Origin of the sequence: Kitasatospora sp. NPDC056446 (assembly GCF_042796115.1) — a bacterium.
Classification (GTDB): domain Bacteria; phylum Actinomycetota; class Actinomycetes; order Streptomycetales; family Streptomycetaceae; genus Kitasatospora.
This window is the reverse complement of the sequence record NZ_JBHTRF010000008.1, coordinates 133,449-151,467: the sequence shown is the minus strand read 5'-3', so window position 1 is coordinate 151,467 and position 18,019 is coordinate 133,449. Positions and strand designations below refer to the sequence as shown.

Sequence of the window (18,019 nt, the reverse complement as noted above, 5' to 3'; positions counted from 1 at the left end):
GTATAGCGCGCCGGGGGCCTTGCCGCAAGGCCCCGGTGGTGCAGCAGAATCACCGGCTCAAGGCAGGACGTCGGGGAAGCGGGAGATGCACGGGATGCGCGTGGTGTTGGCGACCTACGGGTCGCGGGGAGACGTCGAGCCGTTGGCCGGGCTCGCGGTGCGACTGCGGGAACTGGGTGCGCGGGTACGGGTGTGCGCGCCGCCGGATGAGGAGTTCGCGGTGCGGCTGGCCGAGGCCGGGGTGGAGCTGGTGCCGGTCGGGCAGGATGTGCGCACGCTGGTGACCGGCCCGCGGCCGGCGGGGTCGGGCATCTCCGAGCGGGCGGCCAGGTTGGTCGAGCAGTTCCACGCGGCGGTGCTCGGGGCGGCCGAACCGGGCGGGGTGGTCGTGGCGACCGGGCTGTTCCCCGCCGTGGCCGGCGCGCAGGCGGCGGCCGAGCAACTGGGCGCCCGCTATGTGCACGTCGCCCTGCAGCCGACCACGCTGCCCTCCGCGCACCACCGGCCGTTCGAGTACCCGATGCGGCCGTACCCGCCGGAGGTGACCGACAACGCGGAGCTGTGGGAGCTGAACGCCGCCGCCATGAACGCGCTGTTCGGCGAGCCGGTCAACGCCCACCGCAGGGCCGTCGGGCTGCCGGAGGTCGAGAACGTCCGGGACCACGTCCTCTCCGACCGCCCGTGGCTGGCCACCGACCCGATGCTCGACCCCTGGCTGCTCCCGGCCGGCCCGGCCGGCCTTGACGTGGTGCAGACCGGCGCGTGGATCCTGCCGGACGAACGCCCGCTCCCGGCCGGCCCGGCCGGCCTTGACGTGGTGCAGACCGGCGCGTGGATCCTGCCGGACGAACGCCCGCTGCCGGCCGGCCTGGAGGCCTTCCTGGCGGCCGGCGAGCCGCCGGTGTACGTCGGCTTCGGCAGCATGCCGCTGCACGGCGCGGCGGCCGCCGTCGCCCGGGTCGCCGTCGAGGCGGTCCGGGCGCAGGGCCGGCGGGTGCTGCTCGGGCGCGGCTGGGCGCGACTCGCCGGGGCCGAGGGCGTGGAGGCCGACGGCGCGGACGACTGCTTCGCCGTCGGCGAGGTCAACCAGCAGGCGCTGTTCCCCCGGGTCGCCGCCGTCGTCCACCACGGCGGCGCGGGCACCACCACCACGGCCGCCCGGGCCGGTACCCCGCAGGTGCTGGTGCCGCAGATCGTCGACCAGCCGTACTGGGCGTCCCGGGTGGCCGCGCTGGGCATCGGCACCGCCCATGACGGCCCCGTCCCGACGGTCGACTCCCTCTCTGCGGCCCTGCGGCAGGCCCTCGCCCCCGGGATCGCCGAGCGGGCGGCCGCCGTGGCGCGCGGGATCCGCGCGGACGGGGCGGCGGTGGCCGCGAGGCTGCTGCTGGAGGGCGCCACGGGCTGAGGGCGCCACGGGCTGAGGGCGCTACGGGCTGAGGGTGGAACCGGCCGGGGAGCGGGACGTCGGCCCGGCCGACCTCCCACTCCCCGTGGCCGCGCCGCCGCCCCGAGGAGAAGGGCGGGGTGCGGCCCGGCACCTCGCGGTGCGCCCCGGTACCTCGGGGAGCGGGCAGGAGACCGGCTCGGTCAGGAGACGGGCTCGGTCAGGAGACGGGCTCGGTCAGGTACTTGGCGCCGCCGTCGGGAAGCTTGACGCCGTTCTTGTCGAAGAACTGCCAGGACTTCGCCCGCATGGTCCCCGGGCGGGCCACCACCATGTGGCGGGTCGGGGAGTCGCCGACGCTGACGGCCTGGGGCTCGGTGGTCGTGCCGTCCGCCCAGGTCACCAGCACCCGGCCGACGTCGGGGCCCAGGGAGAGGATGACCACGTCCGCCGGGGGCACGATGCCGTCCTTGCTGCTGCGGCCGAACAGCCCGCCGCTGACGTCGGCCGCGCTGCGCGGGTCGAGCTTGCCCGGTGCCGGGGTGTCGCCCGCCGAGTCGTGGCCGATGCGCACCCCGTCGACGACGAAGTAGGTGTTGATGACGTCGGAGTTCGGGGCCCAGTACTGGGCGACGTACTCCGGGGTGGGCTTGGCGACGTTGGAGTCGAAGGGCGCGCGCTCCTGCCACACCGCCACCGCCTGCTCGTACGCCCGGTCCTTGGGCGCCAGCGGCCAGAGCGCCTGCCAGATCTCCCAGTGCTTCCCGTTGGCGACGCCCTCGCCGAGCCGGACCCGGACCGGGGTGAACGGGTCGCGCGGGCCGGGGGTGGCCTCGGTGGGCGCGGCGGTCGGCGCGGCGGCCGGTGCGACGAGGGCCGTGCCGGCGCCGGCGGGTGCCGACTGCGTGGCCGACGCCGGGTCGGGGCGAAGCTGCGCCATCGCCCCGCCGGTCAGGGCGACCAGCGAGGCCAGCGCCACCGCGCCGACCGCCGTCCGGCGGCGGTTCCGCAGCCGGCGTCCGCCTGCCAGGATGTCCGCCACCGGCGCCGGGCCGATCCTCGCACCGCCCGCGACCTCGGCCAGGCCGAGTCCGACCCACAGGTCGGCGCCGTCGTCCCCGCCCGTGTTCGCGCCGCCCGTGCCGTTCGCGTTCACGCTCATACCGTTCCTCCGATGTGTTCCGTGTCCTTGAGCCCCACCAGCTCCGTGACCTGCCGCAGCCGCGCGATCCCCTTCGCCGCGTGGCTGCGCACCGCACCTGTCGAGCAGCCCATGGCGGCGGCCGCCTGGCTGTCGCTCAGGTCTTCCCAGTGCCGCAGCACCACCGCCTCGCGCTGCCTCGGCGGCAGGGTGGCCAGTGCCGCGAGCAGTGCTCCGCGCTGGTCGGACCGGGCGAACCCGTCCTCCACCCGGGCCGTGTCCGGCACCGCGTCCACCAGCAGTTCCGGTGGTCGGCGCCGCCAGCGGCGGGCGTGCTGGTTGACCAGGATCCGTCGCACGTAGGCGTACGGATCGTCCGCCCGGCGCACCTTCGTCCAGGCCGCGCAGGCCTTCTCCGCCGCGGACTGCACGAGGTCCTCCGCCGCGTACTGCTCGCCGGCCAACAGGTACGCCGTCCGTACCAGGCGCGGCCAGACCGTGACGATGAACGCCTGGAAGTCGTCGTCCCGCCCGCTCTTCGTATCTCCCATGAGCACCTCCTCATCCACCCAGAGCCCGGGGGCGGCCGGAAGCGCTTACCTCCGTCCCGGGCCCTTCCTCGGGTGTCACGGCCGCAGGGGGCGGCGGGGATCACGGGTGGGCCCGGCGGGGGGCCGAGGGGGGAGCGGGTGCCGGGGCTCCCGCGAGGGGCGGTGCGGACCGGAGGGCGGTGCGGGGCAGTCGTCGTGAGGCATCGTCATCCGTGTCATCCGTAAGTAAAACTTCGCAAAGAATTTCTCTCTTCAAGGAACTCCCGGGGCGTTTACTTCAACAAAATGTTGCAGCTCAGCGGCCCAGTGGTGACGCTTCGTCGCTTTGACGTAGCTCCTCGTGCGCGTTCACCTCCGCATTCCGTAGGAGTACGGTTCCGGAGGAATCGCCGGGGGTTGCTTCCAAACACCCCGGCCGTACCGGAAATTGGTGCGAGGCATGGGTCAGCAAAAGGGTGGGGAGAGAGCCGCCGAGGCGGCTCGTCCGATATCCGTCCGGGTGGTCGCGGAAGTCCTGCGCGGTGTCGCCCAGGTGGATTTCATGCCGTCCGTCGTGTGCGGACTGTTCTTCGTGGCCGCACTGTTCGCGGCCGGCCCGCGGTACGGGCTCTACGGACTGCTCGGCAGTGCCGTCTCCACCGCCGTCGCGTACGGGCTGGGGCTCGACCGGGCGGCCGTCACGGCCGGGCTGCACGGGTACAACGGGTGCCTGGTGGCGCTCGGGTGCGCCGTGTTCCTCGGCGCGGGGCACCCGGCCACGGTCGCGGTGGCGGTCCTCGGGTCCGCCGTCGCCGTGGTGGTCACGGCGGGGCTCGGGGCGGTCCTGGAGAAGTGGCGGCTGCCGGCGCTGACCGCACCGTTCTGCCTGGTCGCGACGGCCGTCACGGTCGCCGCTCCCGGCTTCCGGCGGCTGTGGCACGGCGCGGCCGGGCCGGCCGCGCTGCCCGGGCCGGCCACCGGGGGAACCGGGCTGAGCTGGGAACAGCTCTGGCACGGGTTCTTCGCCAACGTCGGCCAGATCTTCTTCCTGCCCCAGTGGTACTCCGGCCTGCTGTTCCTGGCCGGACTGTTCGCGGCGAGCCGCCTCGCGGGCCTGGTGGCCGCCGCGGGCAGTGCCACCGGACTGCTCACCGCCTGGGCGTTCGGCGCTCCCGCCGAGGCCGTCGGGCAGGGGCTGCTCGGCTACAGCGGGGTGCTGACGGCCCTCGCGCTGTGCGGGGTCTTCGTCGCCCCGAGCGGGTGGAGCGCGGCCTACGCCGTCCTCGGCGCGGCCGCCGCCACCGTCCTGACCCCGGCGCTCGACGCGGCCTCGGCGCCCTTCGGCGGCCACGCCTTCACCTGGCCGTTCGTGCTGACCACGATGCTGTTCCTGGCGGCGGTACCGGCCGTTCCCCGGTTGCGCCGGATCTGATTCTCCGTCCAACTCCCTTGCATTTCATCGGATCCTCGGAAAGGAAGAGTGATTCCCGTGAATCTCTCGCCGCGTGAGATGGACAAGCTGTACATCTACGTCGTGGCCGATCTGGCCCGCAAACGCCGCGGTCGCGGCCTCAAACTCAACTACAGCGAAGCCTGCGCGCTGATCAGCGAGGCCATCATGGAGGGCGCCCGGGACGGCCGGACCGTCGCCGAGTGCATGGAGCTCGGCAAGCAGGTCCTCGGCAACGCGGACGTCATGCCGGGAGTGCGCGAGATGCTGCCGCTGCTCCAGGTCGAGGCCGCCTTCCTGGACGGGACCAAGCTGGTCTCCTGTCACGACCCGGTGGGTGCCTGAGCCATGGCACGACCCCAGCCCGCCACCGTGGTGCTGGCCTGCGGGCACGAGAGCGACGGCGGACGGGACCTGGCCGGACTCGTCACGGCCCCGCACCCCGGACATGCCCCGCACCCCGGACACGCCCCGTACCCCGGACACGCCCCGCAGCCGGGGTACCCCGGGCGCACCCCGTACCCCGTGCACGCCGCCGTCCCCGCCGGACGCCCGCTCGCCGAGGCCGTCCGCTCGGCCCTGGCCGCCGGCGACGGCCCGGTCTGCGTCGTACCGATGACGCTCGGCCGCGACCCCGCCCTGGTGGCCGACACCGCCCGGGCCCTGCGCTGGCTGGCCGCCGGCGAGGGCCGCGGCCGGCTCGCCCTGACCGCGCCCTTCGGCGCCGCCGAACACCTCATCGGCTGGCTGCGCGCCGCCGCGGCCGCGGCCCCGGACGGAGCCGTGCTGGTCACCGCCCCGGCGGCCGGCCCCTTCGAGGACGCCGAACTGTTCCGGATCGCCCGACTGGTCCGCCAGTACGGGCGGCACCGCTGGGTCGAGGTCGCCCTCGACGACGGCGACCCCGGCCCGGCCGAGGGCGCCGAACGCTGCCGCCTGCTCGGCGCCCGCGAGGTGACGGCCGTCCCGGCCTCCTTCGGCCCCGCCCTGCGCACCGCGCCGACCGCTGCCGGGGGCCGCGCACCGGCCGGCCGTCCGCACGACCCGCCGCCCGCCGTACGGGACGGCGGACCGCTGCTGCGGCCGGCCGCGATCGCCGGGGTGGTCGCGGCCCGGACGGCGGCGGCGCTGCACCTGCTCGGGCACGGCGAGGACGGCATCCTGGCCGGCCTGGATGCCGAGCACGGGCACGGTTACGCGCACAGCCACGGGCCCGGCGAGGACCACCACCACCCCCACGTCCACGCCACCCCGCACGTCCAGGCAGCCGGGCCCGGGCACGTACACCCGTCGGTGCACCCCCGTGCGCACGCACCCGGAACCGCACCCGCAGCCGTACCTGCGCACACCCCCGCGCACACCCCCGCACACACCCCCCACTGAACCGGCAGAGAGGAAGGCCAGCCATGTCTGGTGGCGCCGCATACCTGTACGGCGACGACCCGGTGGAGATCAACGCCGGCCGCGCCAAGGCCACCGTCTCGGTCAGCAACACCGGCGACCGGGCGATCCAAGTCGGTTCCCACTACCACTTCTTCGAGGCCAACCGGGCCCTCGACTTCGACCGCAACGCCGCCTTCGGCAAGCACCTGGACATCCCGGCCGGCACCGCCGTCCGCTTCGAGCCCGGTGACACCAAGGACGTCACGCTCGCCGAGTTCGGCGGCCACCGCCGCCTGGTCGGCTTCAGCAACCTGGTGGACGGCGGTGTCGCCGCGCCCGCCACCCGGGCCCGCGCCATCGACCGGGCGATCGCCCGCGGCTTCAAGGGCACCAACCTCGACCACAAGGACGACCACGAGGAGGCCCGGCACCGGGACTTCCCCGCGGAGACCCGCCAGGAAGGCGACCGCTGATGGCCATCCTCTCCCGCAAGCAGTACACCGACCTCTTCGGCCCCACCGTCGGCGACCGCTTCCACCTCGCCGACACCAACCTCGTGGTCGAAGTCGAACAGGACTTCAACCAGGGCCACTACGGCGACGAGGCCGTCTACGGCGGCGGCAAGGGCATCCGCGACGGCATGGCCCAGGACCCGGCCGCCACCTCCGTCCAGGGCGCGCTCGACCTGGTCATCACCAACGTGGTGGTGATGGACGCGGTGCTCGGCGTCGTCAAGGGCGACATCGGGGTCAAGGACGGCTTCATCACCGCCGTCGGCAAGGCCGGCAACCCGCACACCCAGAGCGGCGTGCACCCGCGGCTGGTGATCGGCCCCGGCACCGAGGTGATCTCCGGCGAGCACCTGATCGCCACCGCCGGCGGCATCGACACCCACATCCACTTCATCGCCCCGCAGCAGGTGCAGGAGGCGCTGAGCAACGGCATCACCACCCTGATCGGCGGCGGCACCGGCCCGTCCGACGGCACCAACGGCACCACCTGCACGCCCGGCCCGTGGAACATCCACCGGATGTACCAGGCGGTCGAGGACCTGCCGGTGAACGTCGGCCTGCTGGGCAAGGGCAACGGCTCGCTGCCCGGCGCGCTGCGCGAGCAGGTCGAGGCGGGCGTGTGCGGCCTCAAGGTGCACGAGGACTGGGGCAGCACCCCGGCCGCGATCGACACCGCGCTGAGCGTCGCCGACGAGTACGACGTCCAGGTGGCCATCCACACGGACACCCTGAACGAGTCCGGCTACTTCGAGGACACCCTGTCCGCGATCGACGGCCGCACCATCCACACCTTCCACACCGAGGGCGCGGGCGGCGGCCACGCCCCCGACATCATGCGGATCGCCGGCGAGCCCAACGTGCTGCCGTCCTCCACCAACCCGACGCTGCCCTACACCGTCAACTCGGTCGACGAACTGCTCGACATGGTGATGGTCTGCCACCACCTCAGCCACGACATCCCCGAGGACGTCTCCTTCGCCGACTCCCGGGTGCGCGCCGAGACCATCGCCGCCGAGACCGTGCTGCACGACGAGGGAGTCATCTCGATCTTCTCCTCCGACTCGCAGGCGATGGGCCGGATCGGCGAGACCTTCACCCGCGCCTTCCAGACCGCCCACCACTGCAAGGACCAACGCGGCAAGCTGGCCGGCGACAGCGAACGCCACGACAACGTCCGGGTGCTGCGCTACCTCGCCAAGCTCACCATCAACCCGGCCGTCGCCTCCGGCACCGCCGACCACATCGGTTCACTGGAGCCCGGCAAGCTCGCCGACATCGTGCTCTGGCCGATCAACTCCTTCGCCGCGAAGCCCAAGATGGTGATCAAGGGCGGGGTGATCAACTGGGCGCTGATGGGCGACCCGAACGCCTCGCTGCCCACCCCGCAACCGGTCTACTACCGGCCGATGTTCGGCGCGTACGGGCGGGCCAGGCAGGCCACCCGGGTCTCCTTCATGTCCCAGGCCGCCGTCGACCTCGGCGTCCCGCGGCAACTCGGCCTGGAGAGCCGGGTGCTGCCGGTGCGGCACTGCCGGTCGGTCGGCAAGCAGCACATGCTGCGCAACGACGCGCTGCCGAAGATCGCGGTCGACCCGGAGACGTACAAGGTCACCCTGGACGGCGAGCCCGCCACCATCGAACCGGCCCGGGAACTGCCGCTCAACCACCTGTTCTACCTCGCGTGAGTGCCGCCGACGCGGACCTGGACGCCCTGCTGGTCTGCCTCCAGCTGACCGACTCGGCCTTCCCCAGCGGCTTCTACACCCTCTCGCACGGCCTGGAGGGCTACGCCCAGGCCAAGGCCGTCACCCCCGACACCGTGCCCGAACTGCTCACCGACCTGCTGCGGCACGGGGTCGGACCGTCCGACGCCACCGCCCTCGCACTCGCCCACCGGGCCGCCACGGCGGGCGACTGGGAGCAGCTCGCCGAGACCGACCGGCGGCTGCACGCCACCAAGCTCAACCGTGAACTGCGCCTCGCCGCCACCCGTACCGGGCGCCAACTCCTGGACATCGCACGGGAGTCGGTGGGCGGCGAAGCACTGGAGCGGTACGCGGAGCTGGTCGCGGACAAGCGCGCCCCCGGCTGCCAGGCGGTGGCCGCCGGGGTGGCCTACGCCGCCGCCGGCGTCCCGGTCGAACAGGCCCTCACCGGCGACCTGTTCGCGTTCTGCACCAGCTTCACCGGTGCGGCGCTGCGGCTGCGGCTGACCGACCACCGCAGGGCCCAGGTGGTCCTGCGGGCCGTCGCCCCGGTCATCCGGGAGGTGGTGGCGGCCGCGCTGGAACGGGAGGCGGCGGACCTCGGCGGCTGCGTACCGGTCGCCGACGCGATGTCCGGACGGCACGAGCGGGCGGAAGCCCGGTTGTTCGCCAGCTGAACCCGACAGGCGCCCCGGACCCCGGCCGTACGGTACGGCCCCGGCGGATCCGAGGCGCACCCCCTGAATACGCAAATCTGCAAGTCTGCACCAGAGGAGGAGAGTTGACCGAGAACGTGCTCCGCGTGGGCATCGGCGGACCGGTCGGATCCGGCAAGACGGCGCTGATCGAGGCGCTCGTCCCGGTGCTGATCGCGCGCGGCCACCGCCCCGCCGTCATCACCAACGACATCTACACCCAGGAGGACGCCCAGCACGTGCGCCGCACCCTGGCCGGAGTGCTGGACCCGGAGCGGGTGGTCGGCGTCGAGACCGGCGCCTGCCCGCACACCGCCGTCCGGGACGACCCGACGATGAACCTCGCGGCCGGTGCCGAACTCCTTGAGCGCTTCCCGGACGTCGACACCCTGCTGTTCGAGTCCGGTGGCGACAACCTCACCCTGACCTTCAGCCCGGTCCTGGTCGACCTCTTCCTCTTCGTCCTCGACACCGCCGAGGGCGAGAAGATGCCCCGCAAGCGCGGCCCGGGCATCACCGAGTCCGAGCTGCTGGTCATCAACAAGATCGACATCGCCCAGTACGTCCGCACCGACCTCGGCGTCATGGAGTCCGACGCCCGCCGGGTGCGCGAGGGCGGGCCGGTGGTGCTCACCAACTGCCTGACGGGGGAGGGGCTGGAGGAGATCGCCGCGTTCCTGGAGACCTTCCGGAAGGTCCCGGCGTGACCGTCGGGACGGCGGCGGGCGAAGAAGCGGAGGGCGCGGTGGGGGTGGAGCAGGAGCCGACGCCCGTGCCCCGGCTCGACCCCCGGCACTACGAGCCGGCCCGCGTCCCGTACGAGGTCCGCCGCCACGCCGGGACGCCCGACACCCTCGCGGTCGGGCGCCCCGGCAAGGTCGGGCTGCTGGAACTGGCCTTCGAGGAGATCGGCGGACGCACCGAACTCACCGGCCACTACCAGAAGTCGCCGCTGCAGATCATGCGCCCGCTGCACTTCGACCCGGCCCGCCCCGACCTCGCCGTCACCTTCCTGATGTCCACCGGCGGCGGCATCCTCCAGGCTGACCGGCTGCGCACGGACATCCGGTGCGGCGCCGGCACGGCGGTCCACCTCACCACCCAGGCGGCCACCAAGGTCTACCGGATGGAGCACGACTACGCGACGCAACTGCTGAACCTGGAGGCCGGTCCGGGCGCCTACGTCGAGTACCTGCCCGAGCCGGTGATCCCCTTCGTCGACTCCCGCCTCTACCAGCGCACCGTGCTGACCGTCGATCCGTCCGCCACCGTGCTGGCGAGCGAGACCGTCCTGGCCGGGCGCCTCGCGCGGGGCGAGCGCAACGCGTACCAGGTGTTCGCCTCGGACCTCGAAGTACGGCGGCCGGACGGCGAGTTGGTGGCCCTGGACACGGTCCGACTGGAACCGTCACGGGCCGGTGGCGGCATCACCGGCCCCGCCGTCCTGGCCGGCCACGACGTGATGACCAGCCTCTACGTCCTCAGCCCGCTCGCCCTGCCCGGACAGGTCGCGGACACGCTGCACGAGGCGCTCGCCGGCTGCGGCCTGCTCCACGGCGTCAGCGTGCTCCCGCAGGACAGCGGCGCCTGGCTGCGGCTGCTCGGCTCCGACACCCGGGCCTGCGCCGCCGCCCTGCGGACGGCCTGGGACGCGGTGCGGCGCCTGCTGATCGGAGCCCCGGCGCCGGACCTGCGCAAGACCTGACGGGGTGCGGCTCGGCGGCTGGGCAGCTCGGCGGCTGAGCGGCTGGGCAACTTGGCGGCTGGGCGGTTCGGCGGTACGGGCACCCGGGGGAACCTCCCGGGTGCCCGTACCGGCGTCCGCCCAGGCGTCCGTTCGGCCGCCCGCTCAGGCGTCCCGGCGGTGCAGGCTGACCGCGGCCAGTGCGAGCGCGACGACCAGGTAGCCGCCCAGGGCGGCGAAGCAGGCGACCGGGCCGAGCCGGTCGGCGCCCCCGGCCGCGGTGACGGTGCTGCCCAGCCCCTCGAACACGCCCTGGAGGCCGTAGCGGGAGGCGTCGTCCCCGAACGGAGCCAGGAGCACGGGGGAGAGGAAGAACAGGCCGTACAGCGCGGCGAGCGCTCCGGCCGTGTGCCGCACCACGAAGCCGAGGGCCAGCCCGACCAGGGCGAACACGGCGAGGAACAGCCCGCAGCCGAGCACGGCCCGGGCCACCCCAGGGTCGCCGAGCGAGACGGCGAGGTGCTTGGCGCTCAGGGCGCGCCGGCCGAGCAGGAAGGTGAGCAGGGCGAGGAGTTCGCCCAGCACGGTGGCGGTCGCGGCGACCACCAGGGCCTTTGCCGTGAGCAGCCGGCCGCGCCGGGGGATCGCGGCCAGGCTGGAGCGGATCTGACCGGTGCCGTACTCGCTGGAGGCGGTCAGCGTGCCGAGGGTGCCGACGGCGAGGACGGCGACGTAGAAGCCGCCGGAGAAGCCGTAGCGGACGGGGTCGAACCGGGCGCGCTCGTCGGCGGTCCAGGTGTCCCAGTGGTCGGCGGCGCCGGCGTAGTCGACCAGGCCGATGAACAGGGCGGCGGCGAGGGCGACGGCGGCGGCCAGCGGGGTGGCGCGGACGCTGCGCAGTTTGATCCACTCGCCGGCCAGGGCACCGCGCAGGGTCGACCCCTTCGCGTCCCCGGCCGAGGTGCGGGCGAACCGGCCGGTGCCGGCAGGGGTGCGGGCGAACCGGCCGGTGCCGGCAGGGGTGCCGGTACCAGAGCCAGAGCCGAGGCCGGTGCCGGTGCCGGTCGGTCCGGTGGCAGTCATGCGGCCCCCTCGCGGGTCGTGGCGTCGGCGGCGTCGGTGGCGTCCAGGAAGGCCTGCTCCAACGAGGCCTGCCGGAGCGTGAGTTCGTGCACGCCGATGCCGTGGGCGGCGGCCAGTTCGCCGATCGCGGCCGCCGCCGGACCGGTGACTGCCAGCGCCCCCGCGTCCTCCTCCGCGACCACCGCCCCGGCGGCGCGCAGCAGCCGGGCCAGTTCGGCCGGGCGGGCGCAGCGCACCAGCACGTCGGTGCGGGCGTGCTCGGCGAGGAAGTCGGCGGTGGAGCAGTCGGCGACCAGCCGGCCGCGCCCGATCACCACCAGGTGGTCGGCGGTGACGGCGGTCTCGCCCAGCAGGTGGGAGGAGAGCAGGACCGTCCGCCCTTCGGCGGCGAGCCCGCGCAGCAGGGTGCGGATCCACTGGACGCCCTCGGGGTCGAGGCCGTTGACGGGTTCGTCGAGCAGCAGGACGGGCGGGTCGCCGAGCAGGGCGGCGGCCAGGCCAAGGCGCTGCTTCATGCCGAGCGAGTACTGCCCGGCCCGGCGGCGGGCCGCCTGCTCCAGGCCGGTGAGCTCCAGGACCTCGCGGACCCTGCGGGCGCCGATGCCGTTGGAGGCGGCGAGGGCGAGCAGGTGGTGGCGGCCGGAGCGGGCGGGGTGGACGGCGCCCGCGTCCAGCAGGGCGCCGACCTCGGACAGCGGGCGGCGCAGCGCGGCGTACGGGCGGCCGTTGACGGTGGCCCGCCCGCCGCTGGGCGCGTCCAGGCCGAGGACCATCCGCAGGGTGGTGGACTTCCCGGAGCCGTTCGGGCCGAGGAACCCGGTGACCTGTCCGGGGCGGGCGGTGAAGGTCAGCCCGGCGACGGCCAGGGTGGCGCCGTAGCGCTTGGTGAGGTCGCGTACCTCGATCATCGTGGTGCCCTTCCTTGTGGCGTGCCCCCACGCTCCCGGCCCGGCCGGGGGCGTGGCGTCGGGCCGTGGGCGGAATCCGGCGGCCCGGCGGGGCGTGCCTCTGCCCGTGGTCGTAGGCCCGCGGGGCGATGCCCGGCCCGGGCGGGCGCGGCTAGCCTGGGGCGATGTCCACTGCCCCGCTTCCGCCGGTGACCGGGAGGCTGCGTCCGGGCCACTGGGTGGCGCTCGACCTGCTGGTCTCGCTGGTGCTGACGGTGGTCACCTGGCTCCGGGTGCTGGACGCGGCCCGGGTGTTCGACCCGCACCACCGGGGCTACGCCCGGCCCGGCACGGCCGAGGTGGTGACGGTGCTGGCCTGTGTGCTGGTGGCGGGTGCGGCGGTGGGGCTGCGGCGGCTGGCGCCGGTGGCCGCGGCCGGGGCGGTGTTCGCCGCCTGGGCGGTGGTCGTGGCGGCGGCCGGGGAGCTGACGATCGCCAATCTGGCCGGGTTCCAGGTGGCGGTGGCCGCCGGGATGCTGGTCTACCTGGTGGCGGCGGTGCGCCCGCCGTGCACCTCGGCGGCGGTGCTGGCGTCGGGTCTGCTGGGCGCGGGGCTGAGCGAGTTCGGCTCGCGGGAGCTGTGGAACAACCTGGTCCTCGTCGCGCTGGAGCTGGCCGCCTGCTGGGCGGTGGGCGGCGTGGTGGCCCGCTTCCGCGCGTACGGGGCAGCGTTGCGCCGGTACCAGGCGGACCTGGCCCGGGCGGAGCTGGCGGAGGAGCGGATGCGGCTGGCCCGGGAGCTGCACGACGTGATCGCGCACAGCATGAGCGTGGTCAACGTGCAGGCGGGGTACGGCCGTTTCGTGATCGGCCGGGACCGGGCGAAGGCGGAGCAGGCGCTGACGGCGATCGAGGCGGTCAGCCGTGAGGCGATGGTGGAGCTGCGCGGCCTGCTGACGGTGCTGCGCGGCACGGCGGTCGGGGAGCTGGCGCCCGCGCCCCGGCTGGCGGACCTGGGGCGGCTGGTGGCGAGCGGCGCCGAGGCCGGGGTGCGGGTCGGGCTGCGGGTGCGCGGCCGGGTCCGGCCGCTGCCGGAGGGCGTGGAGCTGTCGGCGTTCCGGATCGTCCAGGAGGCGCTGACCAACGTGGTCCGGCACGCGCACACGGACGCGGCGCGGGTGGCGGTGGCGTACGAGGAGGACCGGCTGGTGCTGGAGGTGACGGACGGCGGTCGCGGCGGTCGTGGCGGGCCGGTGGGCGCCGGCGGGCACGGGCTGGCGGGGATGGCGGAGCGGGTCGGGTTGTACGGGGGACGGCTGGAGGCGGGTCCGCTGCCGGGCGGCGGCTTCCGGGTGCGGGCGGTGCTGCCCGTACTGCCGGCGCCGCCGGTGGAGGGGGCGGGGGCGGGGGCCTCCGGGACTGTGGGGACTGCGGGAGCTACAGGGGGTGCCGGGGCCGCTCGGGCCGATGGGGTCACTCGGGCCACCGGGGCCGCTGGGTCAGGGGCTGCGGGATGACGGCGCCGGTCCGGGTGGTGGTCGCGGACGACCAGACGCTGGTGCGGGCCGGCCTCGCGGGGATCGTGGCGGCGGCCGACGGCTTCGAGGTGGTCGGTGAGGCGGCGGACGGCGCGCAGGCCGTCCGGCTGGCCCGGGCCGCCCGGCCCGACGTGGTGCTGATGGACATCCGGATGCCGGGCACGGACGGCCTGGCGGCGACCCGGCAGGTCACCGCCGAGGGCGGGGTACGGGTGCTGATCCTCACCACCTTCGACCTGGACGAGTACATCTACGGCGCGCTGCGCGCCGGGGCGTCGGGGTTCCTGCTGAAGTCGACCCCGCCGGAGGACCTGCTGGCGGCGATCCGGGTGGTGGCGGCCGGGGAGGCGCTGCTCGCGCCGAGCGTCACCCGGCGGCTGATCCGGGAGTTCGCCGCCCGCCCGACCGGGCCGGGCGCCGGGCCGGGTGGGGCACCGGGCAGGGCGGATCAGGAGCGGGACCCGGGCCGGGAGTCTGATCGGGAGTCTGATCGGGAGCGGGTCCGGGCGGAGGTGCGCCGGGCCGTCACCGGGCGGGAGTTGGAGGTGCTGACGCTGATCGGCGGGGGGCTGACCAACGCCGAGATCGCCGAGCGGCTGTGCGTCAGCACCGGGACGGTGAAGACGCACGTCGGGCACCTGCTGGCGAAGCTGACGGCCCGGGACCGGGTGCAGCTGGTGATCACCGCCTACCGGGCCGGCCTGGCGGACTAGACCTCTGAGGAGTGCCGGGCACGTGGGGCAGGCGGGCGGGTCAGGCAAGCCGTTCGACGAACTTCCGCTGCCAGGGCGTCTCGACCGCGTGCGGGCTGTAGTGCTCCCGCACGTACCCCACCGCCTCCGCCGCCGGGACGCCGTCCAGGACCGCGATGCAGGCCAGCGCGGTACCCGTCCGGCCGCGCCCGCCCGCGCAGGCGAGTTCGACGCGTTCGGTCGTGGCGCGCTCCCAGGCCTCGTGGAAGGCGTCGGCCGCGTCCGCGCGGTCGGCGGGCAGCCGGAAGTCGGGCCAGCGCACCCAGCGGTGCTCCCAGGCGATGCCCGCCGGCGGCCGGCCCAGCAGGTAGAGCCCGAAGGTGGGCAGGGGGCCGGGCGGCAGCGGGCGGCTCAGGCCGCGGCCGCGCAGCAGGCGGCCGGACGGCAGTCGCAGGAGGCCGGGGGTGGCGGGGTCCCAGGGGGCCGGCGGATCGGTCGGGTGGTCGGCGGGGAAGGTCATGTCGGCTGCCTCCGGCGGGAGTTGATCGGCTGGTCGGGCGTCCGGCGGTACGCCGGGGCGGGGCCGCCCCGGGCCGGAGCCCGCACGGGTCGGGGTCGGGTCGCGGCTCGGGACACGGCTCCGGTCGCGGCTCAGGACGCCACGTGCAGCCCCACCGCGCCGCCCGGCAAGCCGGCCCGGTGGGCCAGGGCCGCCGCCTCGCCGCGCGAGGCGACACCCAGCTTCGCCAGGATGTTGGCGACGTGGAACTTCACCGTCGACTCGCTGATGTGCAGTGCCGCGGCGATGTCGCGGTTGCGGCGCCCCTGGGCGAGCTGGTCCAGGACCTCCGCCTCCCGAGGCTGGAGGCCGTCCAGGGGATCGGTGGCGAGGGCCGGCTCGGGGAGGGAGAGCGGCACGTCGACCGTCACCGTGGTGCCCCAGCCGGGTACCGCCTCGACGGTGCAGCGACCGCCGAGCGCGGCGATGCGGTCGGCGGTGCGGTGGACGGTGAGGGCGTCGACGGCCAGGACGCCCAGGCCGTCACCGCGGACCACCGCCCGCAGGGCGTCCTCCGGGGTGAACTGCCAACTCACGTGCAGGCGGGTCGGCTTCTCCTGCTCCAGCATCAGCAGGACGGCGGCCCGGACGGCGTCCCGGGCGGTGTGCGCGGTATCGGCCGGGACGGAACGGGAGGCCTCGGCCGGGGGCGCCGCGTCCAGCCGCACGCGGGTGTGCCGCAGCAGCGGGCGCAGTTCCCGGGCGAGCCGGGCGAAGGCGGCGTCGGCCGGCTCCTCGCTGAGCGTACGGTCCAGGTCGGCGCCCCGGCGCAGGTCCAGCAGGGCGGTGACGGCCAGCTCGGTGGCACTGCGCCGCGCCGCGGCGTCGTCCAGGTCGGTCGAGCGCAGCGGAGCCAGGATCGCGCTGAGCGCCGCGCTGTGCGTACCGGTGAACTCCGCGATCGCCCGGGCGCGGGCGCTCGCCGAGGCCCGGGAGGCCGTCACGTGCCTGGGTCCGGCGTCGGTGGCGCGGTGGTCGGAGTGGGCGATGACCAGGTCCCACAGCTGCTGGAGGACGGCGAGTGCCCCCGGCGCCACGGGGGCGGTGTCCGCCCGGACGAGGACCAGGATGGAGCCGCCGTTGCCGGTGCTCGGCGGGGTGCCGTCGGCCGGCGGACCGTCGGTGCCCGGCGCGGTGGCGTCCGCGGTTCCGGGGCCGGTGCCCGGCGCGGTGGCGACGGCCAGCACCACCGGCCGGGTGCGGCCCGCGAGTTCCGCCTCGCCCTGCCAGGGCCGGCCGGCCGCGGTGGTCGCGACGGTGCGCTCGGCCAGCCGGGTCAGCTCCAGGCCGCTCACGCCCTGGGTCAGCTCGGCCGGGCCGAAGGCGTGCGACGGGGAGAAGGTGCAGACGCCGCTGAGCTGGGCGACCGCCACGTGCGGGACGAGGGTGTGGAGCATGTCGGAGAAGCGGAGCAGCAGGTCGGGCCGCGGCGTGCGCAGCACTTCGACGGCCCGCGCCAGCGCGTCCTCGGGGCGGCCCCAGGACTCCCGCCACTTCTCGTCCGCGGCGTCCTTGCCGTTCGTGCCGCCCGTGCCGCCCTTGCCGTCGCTGCGCTTCATGCCTTCGAGCCTAGCCGGGCCCGCCCGGTCCGGACCGCCTGGTCTTTCGGACAGGTCGAACTGTCCGAAAGGCAGGGTCGCCGCCCGCCGCCCCGGCGGCAGGATGGGAGCTGTCGGAAGAACCAACTCCACGAAACCCCAGGGACTTTCCATGACCAAGGCGATTGCTTTCCACGAGTACGGCGGCGCGGACGTGCTGCGCCCGGTCGACATCGAGGTGCCCGCCCCCGGGGCCGGCCAGGTGCGGGTCGCGGTCCGCACGGTCGGCGTCAACCCGCTGGACCACAAGGTGCGCAGCGGCGCGATGGCCGAGGTCTTCCCGGTCGAGCTCCCGGCCGTGTCCGGCTACGAGCTGGCCGGCGTGGTCGAGTCCGTCGGCGAGGGTGTGAGCGGTTTCGCGCCCGGCGACGAGGTGTTCGGCGCCGTGATGGGCGGCGGCTACGCCGAGCACGCGCTGGTGCCCGCCGCGATGCTCACCCGCAAGCCGGCCTCGCTCGGCTGGGAGGAGGCCGCGGCGGTCCCGGTGGCCGCCGAGACCTCCGAGCGGGCGCTGAACGTGCTCGGCGTGCGGCCCGGCGAGACCCTGCTGGTGCACGGCGCGGCGGGCGGGGTCGGCACCGTGCTGCTCCAGTTCGCCCGGGCCCGGGGGATCACCGTGGTCGGCACCGCGAGCGAGGCCAACCACGACCACCTGCGCGAGCTCGGCGCGATCCCGGTGACCTACGGCGAGGGCCTGGCCGAGCGGGTCCGGGCGGTCGCCCCGGGCGGGGTGGACCGGGTGCTGGACGTGGCCGGCCTGGGCGGGGTGCTGCCGCTGTCGATCGAGCTGACGGGCCGTGCGGACCGGGTCCTGACCATCGCCGACTTCGAGGGCGCGGAGAAGTACGGCGTCCTCGCCACCGGCGGGGCCGACGCCGAGTTCCACCACCAGGCCGCGTACGCCGCCGCGCTCGCCCTGCACGAGGCGGGCACCCTGCGGCTGCCGGTGCACCAGGTGTTCCCGCTGGCGGAGGCCGCCGAGGCGCAGCGGGTCAGTGAGGTCGGGCACCTGCGCGGCAAGATCGTCCTCACGGTCTGACGCGGGATCCGGTGGCGCCGCGGTGGCCGCCGTGCGGCGGTCCGCTGCCCGGCCGGGCTCCGGCCGGGGAGCGGCTGGGGAGCGGTCCGCGCCCTGGCGGGGCCCCGCCCGCTGCCCGGCCGACCCCGTCCGCTC

The 18,019-nt window shown here is 75.2% G+C and carries 18 protein-coding genes; 12 read left to right on the top strand and 6 right to left on the bottom strand.

Features of this window, described 5'->3' with window-relative positions; all coding sequences use genetic code 11:
* Nucleotides 1-94: 94 nt before the first annotated feature.
* Nucleotides 95-1,408, top strand: a complete 1,314-nt coding sequence (locus tag ACFQ6N_RS08150; protein ID WP_380647765.1) for a glycosyltransferase — start codon at nucleotides 95-97, stop codon at nucleotides 1,406-1,408.
* 199 nt (nucleotides 1,409-1,607) lie between these two features.
* Here ACFQ6N_RS08150 and ACFQ6N_RS08145 read toward each other — a convergent pair whose 3' ends face one another.
* Together ACFQ6N_RS08145 and ACFQ6N_RS08140 are read right to left on the bottom strand one after the other, a co-directional pair.
* Nucleotides 1,608-2,549 carry a hypothetical protein gene (locus ACFQ6N_RS08145; protein ID WP_380647722.1) on the bottom strand — a complete coding sequence of 314 codons (942 nt, stop codon included), beginning with the start codon at nucleotides 2,547-2,549 and terminating at the stop codon, nucleotides 1,608-1,610.
* Entirely contained in the window at nucleotides 2,546-3,079 is a 534-nt protein-coding gene (locus ACFQ6N_RS08140; protein WP_380647721.1) for a SigE family RNA polymerase sigma factor, read from the bottom strand. The genes ACFQ6N_RS08145 and ACFQ6N_RS08140 overlap by 4 nt, the downstream gene beginning before the upstream one ends.
* Before the next feature lie 439 nt (nucleotides 3,080-3,518).
* Between ACFQ6N_RS08140 and ACFQ6N_RS08135 the strand changes: the two genes are divergently transcribed.
* The 8 genes from ACFQ6N_RS08135 (at nucleotide 3,519) to ACFQ6N_RS08100 (ending at nucleotide 10,509) form a co-directional block, all read left to right on the top strand.
* On the top strand, nucleotides 3,519-4,490 hold the full coding sequence (locus ACFQ6N_RS08135) for an urea transporter (RefSeq protein ID WP_380647720.1): 972 nt from the start codon (nucleotides 3,519-3,521) through the stop codon (nucleotides 4,488-4,490).
* Between the two features lie 57 nt (nucleotides 4,491-4,547).
* Nucleotides 4,548-4,853 (top strand): urease subunit gamma, encoded by a 306-nt coding sequence (locus tag ACFQ6N_RS08130; RefSeq protein ID WP_380647719.1) that lies wholly within the window; start codon nucleotides 4,548-4,550, stop codon nucleotides 4,851-4,853.
* A gap of 3 nt (nucleotides 4,854-4,856) precedes the next feature.
* Nucleotides 4,857-5,891 (top strand): sirohydrochlorin chelatase, encoded by a 1,035-nt coding sequence (locus ACFQ6N_RS08125; protein WP_380647718.1) that lies wholly within the window; start codon nucleotides 4,857-4,859, stop codon nucleotides 5,889-5,891.
* Between the two features lie 23 nt (nucleotides 5,892-5,914).
* Nucleotides 5,915-6,364: an urease subunit beta gene (locus ACFQ6N_RS08120; RefSeq protein ID WP_380647717.1), complete on the top strand. Its 450-nt coding sequence runs from the start codon at nucleotides 5,915-5,917 to the stop codon at nucleotides 6,362-6,364.
* Nucleotides 6,364-8,088 (top strand): urease subunit alpha, encoded by a 1,725-nt coding sequence (gene ureC / locus ACFQ6N_RS08115; RefSeq protein WP_380647716.1) that lies wholly within the window; start codon nucleotides 6,364-6,366, stop codon nucleotides 8,086-8,088. The genes ACFQ6N_RS08120 and ureC overlap by 1 nt, the downstream gene beginning before the upstream one ends.
* Nucleotides 8,085-8,786 carry an urease accessory protein UreF gene (locus ACFQ6N_RS08110; RefSeq protein ID WP_380647715.1) on the top strand — a complete coding sequence of 234 codons (702 nt, stop codon included), beginning with the start codon at nucleotides 8,085-8,087 and terminating at the stop codon, nucleotides 8,784-8,786. Before ureC ends, ACFQ6N_RS08110 begins: the two co-directional genes overlap by 4 nt.
* Before the next feature lie 104 nt (nucleotides 8,787-8,890).
* Entirely contained in the window at nucleotides 8,891-9,511 is a 621-nt protein-coding gene (gene ureG / locus ACFQ6N_RS08105; protein ID WP_380647713.1) for an urease accessory protein UreG, read from the top strand.
* Nucleotides 9,508-10,509 (top strand): urease accessory protein UreD, encoded by a 1,002-nt coding sequence (locus tag ACFQ6N_RS08100; protein WP_380647712.1) that lies wholly within the window; start codon nucleotides 9,508-9,510, stop codon nucleotides 10,507-10,509. Before ureG ends, ACFQ6N_RS08100 begins: the two co-directional genes overlap by 4 nt.
* A 144-nt stretch (nucleotides 10,510-10,653) precedes the next feature.
* Here ACFQ6N_RS08100 and ACFQ6N_RS08095 read toward each other — a convergent pair whose 3' ends face one another.
* Together ACFQ6N_RS08095 and ACFQ6N_RS08090 are read right to left on the bottom strand one after the other, a co-directional pair.
* Nucleotides 10,654-11,571, bottom strand: coding sequence for a hypothetical protein (locus ACFQ6N_RS08095; RefSeq protein ID WP_380647710.1), 918 nt, complete (start codon nucleotides 11,569-11,571; stop codon nucleotides 10,654-10,656).
* A complete protein-coding gene (locus tag ACFQ6N_RS08090) occupies nucleotides 11,568-12,479 on the bottom strand; it encodes an ATP-binding cassette domain-containing protein (RefSeq protein ID WP_380647709.1) in 912 nt (303 codons plus the stop codon). The genes ACFQ6N_RS08095 and ACFQ6N_RS08090 overlap by 4 nt, the downstream gene beginning before the upstream one ends.
* A gap of 164 nt (nucleotides 12,480-12,643) precedes the next feature.
* On the opposite strand from ACFQ6N_RS08090, the gene ACFQ6N_RS08085 reads away from it, so the two are divergent.
* Complete coding sequence (locus ACFQ6N_RS08085) at nucleotides 12,644-13,975, top strand: sensor histidine kinase (RefSeq protein WP_380647707.1); 1,332 nt, start codon at nucleotides 12,644-12,646, stop codon at nucleotides 13,973-13,975.
* Nucleotides 13,972-14,709: a response regulator gene (locus ACFQ6N_RS08080; RefSeq protein WP_380647705.1), complete on the top strand. Its 738-nt coding sequence runs from the start codon at nucleotides 13,972-13,974 to the stop codon at nucleotides 14,707-14,709. The genes ACFQ6N_RS08085 and ACFQ6N_RS08080 overlap by 4 nt, the downstream gene beginning before the upstream one ends.
* A 40-nt stretch (nucleotides 14,710-14,749) precedes the next feature.
* Here the strand turns inward: ACFQ6N_RS08080 and ACFQ6N_RS08075 are convergent, their stop codons facing one another.
* Nucleotides 14,750-15,208 carry a protein phosphatase gene (locus ACFQ6N_RS08075; protein ID WP_380647703.1) on the bottom strand — a complete coding sequence of 153 codons (459 nt, stop codon included), beginning with the start codon at nucleotides 15,206-15,208 and terminating at the stop codon, nucleotides 14,750-14,752.
* Between the two features lie 131 nt (nucleotides 15,209-15,339).
* Entirely contained in the window at nucleotides 15,340-16,806 is a 1,467-nt protein-coding gene (locus tag ACFQ6N_RS08070; protein ID WP_380647702.1) for a LuxR C-terminal-related transcriptional regulator, read from the bottom strand.
* A 151-nt stretch (nucleotides 16,807-16,957) separates the two neighbouring features.
* On the opposite strand from ACFQ6N_RS08070, the gene ACFQ6N_RS08065 reads away from it, so the two are divergent.
* Nucleotides 16,958-17,884, top strand: coding sequence for an NADP-dependent oxidoreductase (locus tag ACFQ6N_RS08065; protein WP_380647700.1), 927 nt, complete (start codon nucleotides 16,958-16,960; stop codon nucleotides 17,882-17,884).
* Nucleotides 17,885-18,019: the final 135 nt, after the last annotated feature.